Raw genomic sequence first — 13670 nt, forward strand, 5'->3', positions numbered from 1 at the left:
CTTATTTCTTAAAATTTTCTAGACCTATTTTTAACCATTCATAATAGGCATCTGCATCTGGTTCGTAGGCATTGGTCGTATTCAACAACTCCATATTATGATCTAAAAGTGCATAATACGGCTGCGAGTTATTTTCAAAATTGATTGTCTGTAATGTTGCCCACTTATCACCTACCGTTTCGATTGCTTTGACAGAACCATTTGATCTTAGATACTGAAATTGTTCTTCATTAGGTAATTCCTTTTTATCATCGACATAAAGTGAAATAATAACGTAATTATCACTTAACATATCGTAGACATCAGAAGTGCTCCACACCTGCTCTTCCATTTTTCTACAATTCACACAAGCCCAACCTGTAAAATCTAATAATATGGGTTTATTCTCTGCTTTAGCTTGCGCTATACCAGCCTCTAGATCCTTATTACAATTAAGATCTAAAGGACATTCTGAAGATTTTTCATAAAGACTGTAAAACATCGGTGGCGGAAATCCACTAAGCCATTTTAAATTAGCATAAGCCGAATTCGTTAGACCTGGAATGAGATAAATTACAAAAGCAATCACCAAAATCCCTGTTGTTATTCTACCCTTTCCTAGTTTTTGTAATGGACCATCGTGTGGGAATTTTATCTTACCAAATAAATAAAGTACCAATCCAATTCCAATTAATATCCAAAGCCCTATAAAGACTTCACGCTTTAAAAGTCCCCAATGTTCAACTAAATCGGCATTTGATAAGAACTTAAGCGCCAGTGCTAATTCTATAAATCCTAAAACAACTTTAACTGTATTTAACCAGCCACCAGATTTAGGTAAAGAGTTTAGCCATTTTGGGAACATCGCAAATAACGAAAAAGGCAAGGCCAAAGCGAGGCCAAAGCCGCTCATTCCCATCGTTAATTGCATAGCACCTCCATCTGCTGTAAGCGAGCTACCCAGTAATGTTCCTAAGATAGGTCCAGTACAGGAAAATGACACAATAGCTAAAGTTAATGCCATAAAAAATACACCAATAAATCCACCGATTTTGTTAGCCCTACTATCCATAGCAGCACTCCACGATTGCGGTAAAGTCAACTCAAAATAGCCAAAGAAAGAAAAGGCAAATACAATAAAGATGACGAAGAATATAATGTTAAGAGTAACATTGGTTGAAATGTTATTTAATATTCCTGGATCTAAAGAGTCTAATACATGAAAAGGAATACTCAGCAAGGCATAAATTAAAAATATAAAAAAGCCATAAAGTAAAGAATTAAACAAGCCTTTTTTAGGATCATTGGCACTCTTAGTAAAAAATGATACTGTAAGTGGAATCATCGGGAAAACGCATGGCGTTAATAAGGCAATTAATCCACCTAAAAAGCCTAATAGAAAGATTGAAAAATTACTTTTTTCCTTTATAGTGGTCTTTTCATACTTATCCCATCCCTTAATGTTGAGATTAAGTCCTTCGGAGAGTGCTTTACTTCTTTCATCTAACTCCACTGCTTCCTTTACAATTGCAGAACCATCAAGAGAAATATTAAATGTATAATCGCCTGGAATACACTTAGCATTATCACATGTTTGATATTCTACATAAACATCAATCTGTTCTAAGTCTGAATTTATTAACGTTATGGTCTGCTCAAAAATCGCTTTTTCCTTAAATTTTACGACATCTTCCTCAAAAATTGGATCAAAAATTGGAGGTACTGACGGCTCTGATGTATCTCCATTTAATTTGTAATTATTCTCTTGATTATTGAACTCAAAATATGTTGTTGGTGCAAAACTATCCTCCGATTGTTGGTATTGGGAATAAATGTACCAGCCATTATCTATATTGGCCTGAAGTATAATTTTGAATTCACTATCACTAACTTTCTCAACCTTAGATTCCCATTTAACAGGTTCTAAGATCTGAGCGTTAATTTGAAAAAAGGTAAATAAGAATACTATACTGTAAAGAAAACCAGATTTAATTTTCATGCGACGTGCGTTAATACACAAATGTAATTGTTGTGTTTGTAATATTGATTAACTGTCGCCTAATTTATAAAAACCTTAAGAATTAAATTTGAAAATATTAAGGCATGAAAAAACCGAACAAATTGTTCGGTATTATAATTACGATTTTACCTCTAAATCTATTTTATCAGAATGTTCCCAGCGTGATATGCCGCCTTCGAGATCATAGATTTTCTCAAAGCCTGCATCTTGCATTTTCTTTGCACATTTGGCACTGCGACCACCACCTTTACAATAAAGGATGATAGGACGTTCTTTATCTAATCCGATAATATCTTCATCAAACGTCGGTGAATTGATATCAATATTTTGAGCATTTACGATATGCACTTCGTCATATTCCTCAGCAGATCTCACATCAATAACCTGCACATCCTCCTGCTCCAATATCGACTGCATTTCTTCTGCCGTTATTAATTTTACTTCTGCCTTAGAGGTATCAATACAACTAAAAGACACTGATAATACTGCGAGTAGTATAAATAGACTTAAGACTTTCTTCATAATAAATTAATTTTACTGATGAGCAATTTCACCTTGCCATTCACTTATGCCACCTTCTAAATTATAGGCGTTGTCAAAACCAAGTTGATTCATTATTGCACAAGCTTGCCTACTGCGACCGCCCGACTTGCAATACACATAGTAGTTCTTAGATTTATCTAATTTGCTAAGCTCTTCAATAAAACCTTGACCTCTATAAATATCTATATGAAGCGCATTAGGAATGATTCCTAAACTCACTTCATCATCTGTTCTAACATCTAAAACAACTGAATTATTGTCTTGTTCAAGCTGTTTTGTCCAATCTTTTTGGGATAAATCCACGTATAATAGCAATTTCGTTAAACAAATTTAACATTTACTTATGATATAGACGAAGAAAAACCTGAAGTGTTACATCTTCAGGTTATTTTTTTTCAAGATATCTTAGAATTATTTAAACCTTAATGGAGCATCCTATAGCTCTTGTCTCTTTTACTTTAATCTCTTCACCATCTAAAAGTGCATCAACAGCATTCTCCACATATTTTGTCGTTACTGCAGCCGCGTCTTTATAATTATCGTCTATTGCACCAATGTATTTTACCTCATTACCTTTTCTTGTCTTTTCTAATAGGTAAACATGTGGTGTTTTAGTTGCGCCATACTGAGGATATACTTTCTGTCCTTTATCCATCAAATAAGGGAAGGTAAATCCTTTAGCTTTTGCTCTGGCCTTCATGGATTCCATATTATCGCCTGGCTTAACATCTGTATTATTCGGCATTATGGCAATTACAGGATAGCCTTTTGAGGCGTACTTCTTGTCTAATTCTACAATTCTATCTTCATAGGCTACAGCGTAAGGACATGTGTTACACGTAAAAATTACAATGAATCCTTTTGCATCTCTATAATCGGATAAAGAAACCATTTTACCATCAATATTTTCTAAACTGAAGTCAGTTGCTAAATCTCCAACCTTATAACCTTCTTTTACTGGTTTCTCCGTAAATGCAAACAATGTGGTAACCAATACAAATACAGTGAGTAGTTTTAATCTTTTCATTTTTATAAAATTTAAATTTATATGTACAATTATTAATTATTTGAGAAACGCTTCAATCTCATTATCCAGTTCTTCTTGAGTAAATGAGCGTTCATAAAATTTTCGTCTTTCCTTATTATATATAATTGTTGCTGGTATGGCTCCAGACCATTCTTCGTTTATGGCTGGTATCCATCTGTTCTGGTCAGTATCATCAAAGGCAACAACTTTTGATTTTAAATTATGCTTAGCCATAAAAGGCTTTAGCTTACTGTCATAATTTTTTGGAAAGTCTAAGCTCACTAAAAGTACCTCAATATTATTGGCTTCGTACTTTTCCTTTGCAGCCTCAAAATAAGGAAGCTCCTTTACACATGGCGCACACCACGTTGCCCAAAAATTAACAACGTGTAATTTATCATCCTCTTTATTGATTAGAGGTTTCAAGCCATCATAATCGTAAATCTCAAGTTTAATATCATTATACGCCTCCTCAACAACTGCCGTTTTTTCTTCAACAACAACCGTTTCAAGGTCTTCAACATTACCTTTACAGGAGACTATAAATACGATAAGTATTAGTAACATCTGTTTCATAAGCTAAAGTTATTAATCATACCACTGGCATTTTAATAATTAACAAAAAATTAATTTAAAAGCTTGATAATAAAAATTATCATTTCTATATTTGATGCAACAATGAAAACATTAACAAATCATACTTGGTGGTGGAAATTTACAAACTTACGTTTCGTGAATTAAAACCTTGTATGTAGTATAATAGAAAAAGGCTTGTCATTCACGACAAGCCTTTTTTTAATTAGTAATCGATGAAAAAATTTAGTCTTTATACACATTATAAAAAGATACTTGCAGACACCATAACACCTGTAAGCATTTACCTTAAAATAAGGGATAAATTTCCTAACAGCATTCTTCTTGAGAGTAGTGATTACCATGCCAATGATAATAGCTTTTCCTACATCTGTTGCAATCCAATAGCATCCATAGAGGTAAGAAAGGGTTCTATCTATCAAAATTATCCAGATGGTAGCTCAAAAGTGAATCATATTAAGACGGTTAGTGTTGTTGAGGAAATTCAAAAATTTACCCAACGGTTTAAGGTAGACTCTAAGGAAAAGTTCAAGTTTATAAACAATGGTATTTTTGGCTATACAGCCTACGATGCTGTTAAATATTTTGAGGATATTGATATTAGTCAAAAACCAAATTCGATTGAAATCCCAGAAATCTACTATGCCGTATACCAAAATATTATTGCTATTAATCACTTTAAGAACGAAGCTTATATTTTTGCCCATTGTTTTGATACAGAAAATAATATTGATGAAATTTTACAGCTCATTCAAAATCGTCAATACGCATCCTATGACTTCGATACCAATGGTGAAATTGATTCTAATCTAACGGACGAGGAATACAAAACACATGTAGAGTTAGCAAAAAAACACTGTGCAAGAGGTGATGTGTTTCAGCTTGTATTATCTAAACAATTTTCTCAAAAATTCAGTGGTGATGAGTTTAATGTATATCGTGCCTTAAGAAGCATCAATCCTTCTCCTTACCTATTCTATTTTGATTATGGTTATTTCAAAATTTTTGGAAGTTCTCCAGAAGCACAATTAATAGTAAGTGAAGGTAAAGCAGAGATCCACCCGATCGCAGGAACTTTTAAACGTACAGGAAATGACTTAAAAGATGCTGAGCTTGCAGAAAACTTAATTAAGGATGACAAGGAAAATAGTGAGCATGTAATGCTTGTAGATCTGGCAAGAAATGATTTGAGTAGACACGGTCATGACGTAAATGTAGAAACCTATAGAGAAGTTCAGTTTTTCTCTCATGTTATTCATTTAGTCAGTAAGGTAACAGGACAAATTAACGACGATACACAAACCATACAAGTTGTTGCAGACACATTTCCTGCTGGTACGTTAAGTGGTGCACCAAAACATATGGCTATGCAACTAATTGAGCGTTATGAAAAAACGAGTCGTGGTTATTATGGTGGTGCTATTGGGTTTATGGATTTTGAAGGTAATTATAACCATGCTATTATGATTAGAACCTTTTTGAGTAAAAATCATAAGCTATTTTGGCAGGCAGGTGCTGGATTGGTAGCCAAGTCAAACCCAGAAAATGAATTACAAGAAGTATACAATAAATTAGGAGCCCTTACAAAAGCCATAGAACAGGCAAAACAGATTTAAAAAAATGAAAGTACTAGTTATAGACAATTACGATAGCTTCACCTACAATTTGGTCCACTATTTAGAAGATTTAGACTGTGATGTAACCGTAAAAAGAAATGATAAATTATCATTAGATGAAATTGAACCATTCGACAAGATTGTTTTGTCTCCTGGACCAGGTATACCAGACGAAGCTGGTCTTCTAAAAGATATCATTGCCAAATATGCCTCTACAAAGAGCATCCTTGGTGTGTGTCTTGGTCAACAAGCCATTGCTGAAGTTTTTGGTGGTTCCTTAGATAATCTAGACCAGGTTTACCATGGTGTTTCTACCAATGTTACACTCTCGGTTGATGATGAGATATTATTCGAAGGCATGAATGATACTTTCGAAGTAGGTAGGTACCACTCTTGGGTTGTTAGTGCCATATTACCAGATAGCCTTGAGGCCACTTCATTTGATGAAAACGGACAAATCATGTCCTTAAGACATCGTGAATATGATGTAAAAGGTGTGCAATATCATCCTGAATCTGTACTTACACCAAATGGTAAAAAAATTCTCGAGAATTGGGTTAAAAGTTAATTATGAAAGACATTTTAAATAGACTTATAAATCAAGAAAGCATCAGTAGTGATGAGGCTAAAAATGTTTTGGTTAACATTTCAATTGGTATGTATAACCAAAGTCAGATTGCTTCATTTCTTACCATTTATATGATGCGTGGTATCACAATTGAAGAATTAAGAGGGTTTCGCGATGCCCTTTTAGAATTGTGTATTCCAGTTGAATTAGACGGTGAACCAACCATTGACCTCTGTGGTACTGGTGGTGATGGTAAAGATACTTTTAATATCTCTACGCTATCCTCATTCATTGCCGCTGGTGCAGGTGTTAAAGTCACCAAACATGGTAATTATGGTGTATCCTCAACGTGCGGATCATCAAACGTAATGGAGAAATTGGGTATAAAATTTACTAATGATATCGACTTTCTAAGACGTAGTCTCGATGAAACCAATATTTGTGTTTTACATGCACCTTTGTTTCATCCAGCCATGCGTAATGTTGCCCCAATTAGAAGGGAACTCGGCGTGAAAACATTTTTTAACATGCTAGGACCTATGGTAAATCCGGCGTTTCCGATAAATCAAATGGTTGGTGTTTTTAATTTAGAGCTTTTAAGGTTATACGGTTATCTCTATCAAGAAACTGATAAAAACTACGCCATAGTCCATGCTTTAGATGGTTATGACGAGATATCATTAACCGGTAAAACCAAAGTAATTACCAATGATTCTGAATTACTTTTTAGCCCTAATGAAATTGGTCTACAGCAAGTGGGTGAATCAGAAATATTTGGTGGAAATACCATCAATGAAGCAGCGCGCCTCTTTAAAAGAATCATTAAAGGAAAAGGTACAAATGCTCAAAATGAAGTGGTACTTGCTAATGCTGGTTTAGCCATTGCAACTGCCAATAAAATATCACATAAAGAAGGTATTGAGTTAGCCAGAGAATCGTTATTCGGTGGCAAAGCCAAAAAGAGTTTAAAGAAACTAATTGAACTAAGTAAATGAACATCTTAGATAAAATAGTTGCAGATAAGCGCATTGAAGTTGGCTTGCGAAAAGAACTAATTCCGACAAAGCAATTGGAATCCTCAGTTCTGTTTGATCGTGCCACCACTTCATTGGCCAATGCATTACGAAACAGTGAAACAGGTATAATTGCCGAGCACAAGCGTAGATCTCCATCTAAGCATGAAATAAACTATAGCCTAAATGTTCAAGATGTTGCCACAGGCTACGAAAATGCAGGTGTAACTGGCATGTCTGTACTCACAGACGGAAAGTACTTTGGAGGTTCTTTAGATGACCTCATAATTGCTAGATCTAGTTGTGGCCTACCCTTGTTAAGAAAGGAATTTATTATAGACGAATATCAAATTCTTGAAGCAAAAGCCTATGGAGCAGATGTAATTTTATTAATTGCAGCAATTTTGACTCGAGAAGAAATAAAAGCCTTATCTCAATTTGCAAAACAACTGCAATTAGATGTCTTGTTAGAAGTGCATAATGAGGAAGAACTGCATAAATCTATTATGCCATCCCTAGATATGTTAGGTGTGAATAATCGAGATCTTAAAACATTTACAGTGAGCTTAGATACCTCAAAAGCATTGAGCGATTTAATTCCTGATGAGTTTGTGAAAGTCTCAGAGAGCGGTATTAGTTCCACTGAAGCCATTAAAGAATTACAACCCTATGGATATAAAGGGTTTTTAATAGGTGAAAATTTCATGAAAACTAATGATCCTGGAGCACATACCTTAGAATTTATAAATGTCTTAAAGCAATGAAATTAAAAGTCTGTGGCATGAAATATCTTAATAATATGGAGGCAGTATCACAACTGCAACCCGATTTTATGGGCTTTATATTTTACGATAAATCATCAAGGTATTTCCAGGGAGAAATACCAAGTTTACCAGAGACCATTAAAAAGGTTGGTGTTTTTGTTGATGAACCATTTGAAAATATCCTAGTAAAAACAAATGAATTCAAACTAGATTTAATTCAGTTGCATGGGCATGAATCTGTCGAATACGTAAAAAGTCTTCTGAGAATTTTAGTGGACTCAGCGAATAAAATGCCAGAATTGATTAAAGTTTTCTCCATTAAGGACGAATTTGATTTTAGCCAATTAAAGCCTTATAAAGACTATGTGAGTTACTTTCTCTTTGATACTAAAGGTAAATTACCAGGTGGTAATGGCTACACCTTCAATTGGGGAGTTTTAAATGACTATCCATTTTCTACACCCTATTTTTTAAGTGGTGGTATTGGGTTGAATGAAACTGAAAAAATAAAAACATTTAAAGAAAGTCCAGCATCAAAATATTGCTATTCGCTAGACGTCAATAGCAAGTTTGAAATTAATCCTGGCGTTAAAAATATTAGTGAATTAGAAAAATTTAAGTATGAGTTACAACATTAATGAAAAGGGCTATTATGGCGAATTTGGTGGTGCATATATACCAGAAATGCTCTATCCAAATATTGAAGAGTTAAGACAGAATTATATTAAAATTTCAGAAGATCCTTCTTTTAAAGAAGAGTTTCATCAACTCTTAAAAGATTATGTAGGCAGACCTTCTCCTCTATATTTTGCCAAACGTCTTTCAGAAAAATATAATACAAAGATCTATTTAAAACGTGAAGATTTAAACCATACTGGTGCGCATAAGGTAAACAACACGATAGGTCAAATTTTATTAGCAAAGCGATTAGGTAAAACTCGAATCATTGCTGAAACTGGAGCAGGTCAACATGGTGTGGCAACAGCAACCGTTTGTGCCTTAATGGGAATTGAGTGTGTCGTCTATATGGGAGAAATTGATATTGCAAGACAAGCACCAAATGTGGCACGTATGAAAATGCTAGGCGCAAAAGTAGTCCCTGCCTTATCAGGTAGTAGAACCCTAAAAGATGCTACTAATGAAGCGATGCGCGACTGGATTAATAATCCTGTAGATACACACTACATTGTAGGTAGTGTTGTTGGACCTCATCCCTATCCAGATATGGTAGCTCGATTTCAGGCTATTGTATCTGAGGAGATTAAGACTCAACTTAAAGAAAAAGAAGGAACGGAAAATCCAGATTATCTTATAGCATGCGTAGGAGGTGGTAGTAATGCCGCAGGAACCTATTACCATTACTTAGATAATACCGACGTTAATATTATTGCTGTTGAAGCAGCAGGAAAAGGTGTTGATACTGGAGAAAGTGCTGCGACTTCCGTTTTAGGGAAGGAAGGCATTATTCATGGTAGTAAAACTTTATTAATGCAAACGCATGATGGTCAAATTACGGAGCCCTATTCCATCTCTGCTGGGCTCGATTATCCAGGAGTTGGACCAATGCATGCTAATCTTTATAAAACAGGACGTGCAAAGTTTATTGCCATTACAGATGATGAAGCCATGACTGCAGGACTCGAGCTTTCACAATTAGAAGGGATTATTCCAGCTATTGAAACCTCTCACGCCTTAGCTGTTTTTGAACATAAAACATTTAATCCAGATGACATTATTGTGGTGAATCTATCTGGGAGAGGTGATAAGGACTTACAAAACTATATTGATTACTTTAAGTTATAAGATGAACAGAATACAACAGAAATTACAAGAGGACAAGAAGTTACTTTCTATATATTTTACGGCAGGTTATCCAAATATTAATGACACAGTAACCACTATTAAGAATCTTGAAGATAGTGGTGTTGATATGATAGAAATTGGTCTACCTTTTAGTGATCCTCTAGCGGATGGCCCAACCATTCAAGCCAGTTCAACACAAGCATTAAAAAATGGTATGACTAGTGAACTACTTTTTGACCAACTAAAGGATATTCGAAAATCTGTCGAAATACCACTTATTATAATGGGCTACTTTAATCCCATTTTACAGTATGGTGTAGAGGCCTTTTGTAAAGCTTGCCAAGATGTTGGGATCGATGGTCTTATTATTCCAGATTTACCTGTTGATGTTTATCATGAGCAGTATCAGAGTACTTTTGAATCTTATGGATTGATAAATATTTTCCTGATTACACCTCAGACTTCTGACGAACGTATTCACTATATCGACTCTATTTCTAACGGATTTATCTACATGGTAAGTTCAGCAAGTACAACAGGTGCTAAAACAGGTTTTGGCGAAGAACAAAATGCCTATTTTAATCGTATTGAAAAGATGAATCTAAAAAACCCACAAATTGTTGGTTTTGGAATCTCAAACAAGGAGACCTTTTCGCATGCAACAACACATGCTAAAGGTGCTATAATTGGAAGTGCTTTTATTAAGCATGTTACCCATGAAGGTGTCGATGCTATAGACGACTTTGTAAATTTTGTACTAGAAGGTGAGACTCACTAAAGATTGGAGAATAATAATCCTATTGTGCCTTACCTTGGGTTTAGCACCCTTTTTCCCTGAGCCACATGTTGTTGGTAAATTGAGATGGGTATTAGGTGGTGCTAAAGGCATGCAACCAATGGACTATTTTGATTTACTTTTGCATGGTTTCCCCTTTATTTTACTAATTAGATGGATAACAATTAAACTAAAACAACAAAGGAATGTAAATTGATATTCCTTTGGTTTCCAGTCCATATTCCTCTTTAATTTTGATATATTTGAGACTAAGGGTAAATAACTAACAACCCGATATTCTCAAAAATGATAAAACGTACACTCCTTTTACTCTTTTCTTTAAGCATAGGTTTATTAACATGTCAGAGTAAAATTATAGCGAGTCTAAGCATGGAGAGTTCGATATTAAATACCTCAGTAAAATATTCGGTGTATTTACCTGACGGATTTGAAAAAACAGACCAATCCTACCCTGTTGTTTATCTATTAAATGGTTTTACAGGAGACGAAACAGATTGGATTAGGCTCGGCCATGTAAAGGACATAACCGACCAACTTATCAATGGAAAGCAAATTGATCCAATTGTCATCATAATGCCTGATGGTGACGATCGCCTTTATATGAACAAGGATGATGGTACTTATAACTATGAGGATATGTTTATTAAAGAATTAATGCCTTTTGTAGAAAACAAATACAGGATTAAAAAAGATAAAAACGCACGAGGCATTAGTGGTTTATCTATGGGTGGAGCAGGGAGTTTAAGACTAGCTTTAAAATATCATGATTTGTTTGGCGCTTGTGCGGCATTTAGTGCTGGCTTAGGTACAGAGGAAGAAATAATTAATGAAGATCAAGGAAGTTTTGATTATTACTTTGGTAGAATTTCACCATCTACTATCGGTGTAAAAGGCAAAGATCGTATGAATGCCACCTTAAAGGACTATAGCCTTTATGACATGGTAAAAACCAAGAATAAGAATCAGCTAAAATCGGTTGATATCTATTTTGATTGTGGTGATGACGACTTTTTAGCCATTGGTAATGCAACACTCCATATCGAATTAACAAAGCGCGGTATTCCTCATGAATATCGTGTGAGAGACGGCGCGCATACTTGGAATTTCTGGGTAGAGTCGCTTCCAATCGGCTTAACTTTTATTGGTAATTCAATGCGTTTTTCAGAATGAAACATTATATCACCATACTATCAGTATTATTCGGATTTATCGCATTTGGCCAAAGCGAAGTGAAACTAAGTTTATCAATGGCGTCCAAGCTGTTGGATACTAATGTAAAATATTCAATTTATCTTCCTGAAACTTACCAGAACTCAAATGAGGACTTTCCTGTAGTTTATCTACTCAATGGCTTTACAGGTGACGAAACCGACTGGAATATGGAAGGGTTGTTGTCGGACATTGTAAATGAACTTATAAACGCAAATAAAATTACCCCTATGGTACTAGTGATGCCAGATGGTGATGACCGACTCTATATGAATAAGGAGGACGGCACCTACCCATATGAGGATATGCTCATTAAGGAGTTTATACCCTTTATTGAGAAGACATACAGAATTAAGTCTGCCAAACAACATCGTGCAATAAGTGGCCTATCAATGGGTGGTGCTGGGAGTATGCGACTTGCGTTTAAATATCACACTCTTTTTGGCAGTTGTGCTTCTTATAGCGCTAGTATTAGAACCTATGATGAAATCATCAATGACAATGCCTCTCATTTTGATAATTATTTCGGACGAATTTCGCCTTCAGTTATAGGAAAAACTGGTAAAATTAGATATACCAAAGCAATACAGGAGTTTGATCTATTAAACTTTGTTGATAATGCCAATGTAAATGACTTAAAAACTGTTAATCTCTATTTTGATTGTGGTGATGATGACTTTCTAACACTTGGGAATACTGAGATGCATATCAAACTAAAAAAGAAAGGTGTACCTCACGAGTTTAGGGTTCGTAATGGTGGGCACACTTGGAATTTTTGGATCGATTCCCTAACTGAAGGATTAATATTTATAAGCAACGCCATGAAAAGTCAATTAAATCGAGTTGATTAATTTGAAAAAGTCTTGGAAATATATCAGTGAGTATCTCCAAATTTTGTTTGGTATTATCCTCGCTAGTATTGGATTAAAAGCGTTCTTATTACCCAATGGTTTTCTCGATGGTGGTGTTACTGGTATTGCCCTTTTGGTGCGCACCTTTGTAGATATTAAAATCTCCTACTTACTCATTATCTTTTCAATTCCATTTTTAATTCTGGGATATTTCACAGTATCTAAACGTATCGTTATTAAATCTGTATTAAGTATCATTGGTCTTGCACTATTTATTCATTTTGAAAATTTTGAAACCATAACCGATGATAAACTTCTTATTTCTATTTTTGGAGGATTATTTCTTGGCGCAGGTATTGGAATTGCCATACGAAATGGTTCAGTATTAGATGGATCTGAGATTTTAGGTGTTTATCTCAATGATAAATTTGGGATTAGCATAGGACAAATAATTCTATTCTTTAATATTATTCTATTTAGCATCACGGCCTGGGTGATATCTACTGAAGTTGCCTTATACTCTATCCTAACTTACATCGTTACCGCGAAAGTCACAGATCTCACTATTGAAGGTTTTGAAGACTTTATCGGAGTTACCATTGTTTCAAAAAAATATGAGGCCATAGAAGATGCTATTATGCAAGAACTTGGTGTTGGTATGACACTTTACAAAGGAACCCGTGGTGTTGGTAACTCGGGAAGACAAGTTGATTTTGATATTATTCATTCGATAATTAACCGAATTGATATTAAAAAAATGTATCGCATAATTAATGATATAGACCCAAATGCTTTTATCGTTGAGTTTGATGTAAACACTGTAAAAGGTGGTGTTTTAAGGCATTACCTAGATAAGAAAAAGAATAAGAAGCTTACTCAAATCTAAT

The 13670-nt window shown here is 34.7% G+C and carries 16 protein-coding genes; 11 read left to right on the forward strand and 5 right to left on the reverse strand.

The window, feature by feature from the left end:
• Nucleotide 1: 1 nt before the first annotated feature.
• The 5 genes from ACRHOC_RS13165 to ACRHOC_RS13185 form a co-directional block, all read right to left on the reverse strand.
• On the reverse strand, nt 2-1978 hold the full coding sequence (locus ACRHOC_RS13165) for a cytochrome c biogenesis protein CcdA (RefSeq protein WP_431159111.1): 1977 nt from the start codon (nt 1976-1978) through the stop codon (nt 2-4).
• Between the two features lie 138 nt (nt 1979-2116).
• Complete coding sequence (locus ACRHOC_RS13170) at nt 2117-2521, reverse strand: rhodanese-like domain-containing protein (RefSeq protein ID WP_431159112.1); 405 nt, start codon at nt 2519-2521, stop codon at nt 2117-2119.
• Between the two features lie 12 nt (nt 2522-2533).
• A complete protein-coding gene (locus ACRHOC_RS13175; protein ID WP_431159113.1) occupies nt 2534-2845 on the reverse strand; it encodes a rhodanese-like domain-containing protein in 312 nt (103 codons plus the stop codon).
• A 112-nt stretch (nt 2846-2957) separates the two neighbouring features.
• A complete protein-coding gene (locus tag ACRHOC_RS13180) occupies nt 2958-3569 on the reverse strand; it encodes a thioredoxin family protein (RefSeq protein WP_431159114.1) in 612 nt (203 codons plus the stop codon).
• Nucleotides 3570-3605: 36 nt separating this feature from the next.
• Nucleotides 3606-4145, reverse strand: coding sequence for a TlpA family protein disulfide reductase (locus ACRHOC_RS13185; protein ID WP_431159115.1), 540 nt, complete (start codon nt 4143-4145; stop codon nt 3606-3608).
• 233 nt (nt 4146-4378) lie between these two features.
• Here ACRHOC_RS13185 and ACRHOC_RS13190 point away from each other — a divergent pair, with 233 nt between their 5' ends.
• From ACRHOC_RS13190 to ACRHOC_RS13240, 11 genes are all read left to right on the forward strand, one after another.
• A complete protein-coding gene (locus ACRHOC_RS13190) occupies nt 4379-5779 on the forward strand; it encodes an anthranilate synthase component I family protein (protein ID WP_431159116.1) in 1401 nt (466 codons plus the stop codon).
• A gap of 4 nt (nt 5780-5783) precedes the next feature.
• Nucleotides 5784-6347, forward strand: a complete 564-nt coding sequence (locus ACRHOC_RS13195; protein ID WP_431159117.1) for an anthranilate synthase component II — start codon at nt 5784-5786, stop codon at nt 6345-6347.
• A 2-nt stretch (nt 6348-6349) separates the two neighbouring features.
• A complete protein-coding gene (gene trpD / locus ACRHOC_RS13200; RefSeq protein ID WP_431159118.1) occupies nt 6350-7342 on the forward strand; it encodes an anthranilate phosphoribosyltransferase in 993 nt (330 codons plus the stop codon).
• On the forward strand, nt 7339-8124 hold the full coding sequence (gene trpC / locus ACRHOC_RS13205; protein WP_431159119.1) for an indole-3-glycerol phosphate synthase TrpC: 786 nt from the start codon (nt 7339-7341) through the stop codon (nt 8122-8124). The genes trpD and trpC overlap by 4 nt, the downstream gene beginning before the upstream one ends.
• Before the next feature lie 17 nt (nt 8125-8141).
• On the forward strand, nt 8142-8762 hold the full coding sequence (locus tag ACRHOC_RS13210; RefSeq protein WP_431159120.1) for a phosphoribosylanthranilate isomerase: 621 nt from the start codon (nt 8142-8144) through the stop codon (nt 8760-8762).
• On the forward strand, nt 8746-9927 hold the full coding sequence (gene trpB / locus ACRHOC_RS13215) for a tryptophan synthase subunit beta (protein ID WP_431159121.1): 1182 nt from the start codon (nt 8746-8748) through the stop codon (nt 9925-9927). Before ACRHOC_RS13210 ends, trpB begins: the two co-directional genes overlap by 17 nt.
• A 1-nt stretch (nt 9928) precedes the next feature.
• Nucleotides 9929-10705, forward strand: coding sequence for a tryptophan synthase subunit alpha (gene trpA / locus ACRHOC_RS13220; RefSeq protein WP_431159122.1), 777 nt, complete (start codon nt 9929-9931; stop codon nt 10703-10705).
• Nucleotides 10692-10919, forward strand: a complete 228-nt coding sequence (locus ACRHOC_RS13225; RefSeq protein ID WP_431159123.1) for a hypothetical protein — start codon at nt 10692-10694, stop codon at nt 10917-10919. Before trpA ends, ACRHOC_RS13225 begins: the two co-directional genes overlap by 14 nt.
• Nucleotides 10920-11092: 173 nt before the next feature.
• Nucleotides 11093-11893 carry an alpha/beta hydrolase gene (locus ACRHOC_RS13230; protein ID WP_431159124.1) on the forward strand — a complete coding sequence of 267 codons (801 nt, stop codon included), beginning with the start codon at nt 11093-11095 and terminating at the stop codon, nt 11891-11893.
• Entirely contained in the window at nt 11890-12783 is an 894-nt protein-coding gene (locus tag ACRHOC_RS13235) for an alpha/beta hydrolase (protein WP_431159125.1), read from the forward strand. The genes ACRHOC_RS13230 and ACRHOC_RS13235 overlap by 4 nt, the downstream gene beginning before the upstream one ends.
• Nucleotides 12776-13669: a YitT family protein gene (locus tag ACRHOC_RS13240; RefSeq protein ID WP_431159126.1), complete on the forward strand. Its 894-nt coding sequence runs from the start codon at nt 12776-12778 to the stop codon at nt 13667-13669. The genes ACRHOC_RS13235 and ACRHOC_RS13240 overlap by 8 nt, the downstream gene beginning before the upstream one ends.
• The last annotated feature ends 1 nt before the right edge of the window (nt 13670 follow it).

The organism is Winogradskyella poriferorum, assembly GCF_050618035.1.
Classification (GTDB): Bacteria; Bacteroidota; Bacteroidia; order Flavobacteriales; family Flavobacteriaceae; genus Winogradskyella; species Winogradskyella poriferorum_A.

Bases quoted from the DNA above. Each gene is read 5' to 3' on its own strand.
- ACRHOC_RS13190 (WP_431159116.1), top strand. From the start codon at position 4,379: ATGAAAAAATTTAGTCTTTATACACATTATAAAAAGATACTTGCAGAC.
- trpD (WP_431159118.1), top strand. From the start codon at position 6,350: ATGAAAGACATTTTAAATAGACTTATAAATCAAGAAAGCATCAGTAGT.
- trpA (WP_431159122.1), top strand. From the start codon at position 9,929: ATGAACAGAATACAACAGAAATTACAAGAGGACAAGAAGTTACTTTCT.
- trpC (WP_431159119.1), top strand. From the start codon at position 7,339: ATGAACATCTTAGATAAAATAGTTGCAGATAAGCGCATTGAAGTTGGC.
- ACRHOC_RS13195 (WP_431159117.1), top strand. From the start codon at position 5,784: ATGAAAGTACTAGTTATAGACAATTACGATAGCTTCACCTACAATTTG.
- ACRHOC_RS13180 (WP_431159114.1), bottom strand. From the start codon at position 3,569: ATGAAAAGATTAAAACTACTCACTGTATTTGTATTGGTTACCACATTG.
- ACRHOC_RS13230 (WP_431159124.1), top strand. From the start codon at position 11,093: ATGGAGAGTTCGATATTAAATACCTCAGTAAAATATTCGGTGTATTTA.
- ACRHOC_RS13210 (WP_431159120.1), top strand. From the start codon at position 8,142: ATGAAATATCTTAATAATATGGAGGCAGTATCACAACTGCAACCCGAT.
- ACRHOC_RS13170 (WP_431159112.1), bottom strand. From the start codon at position 2,521: ATGAAGAAAGTCTTAAGTCTATTTATACTACTCGCAGTATTATCAGTG.
- trpB (WP_431159121.1), top strand. From the start codon at position 8,746: ATGAGTTACAACATTAATGAAAAGGGCTATTATGGCGAATTTGGTGGT.
- ACRHOC_RS13185 (WP_431159115.1), bottom strand. From the start codon at position 4,145: ATGAAACAGATGTTACTAATACTTATCGTATTTATAGTCTCCTGTAAA.
- ACRHOC_RS13235 (WP_431159125.1), top strand. From the start codon at position 11,890: ATGAAACATTATATCACCATACTATCAGTATTATTCGGATTTATCGCA.
- ACRHOC_RS13165 (WP_431159111.1), bottom strand. From the start codon at position 1,978: ATGAAAATTAAATCTGGTTTTCTTTACAGTATAGTATTCTTATTTACC.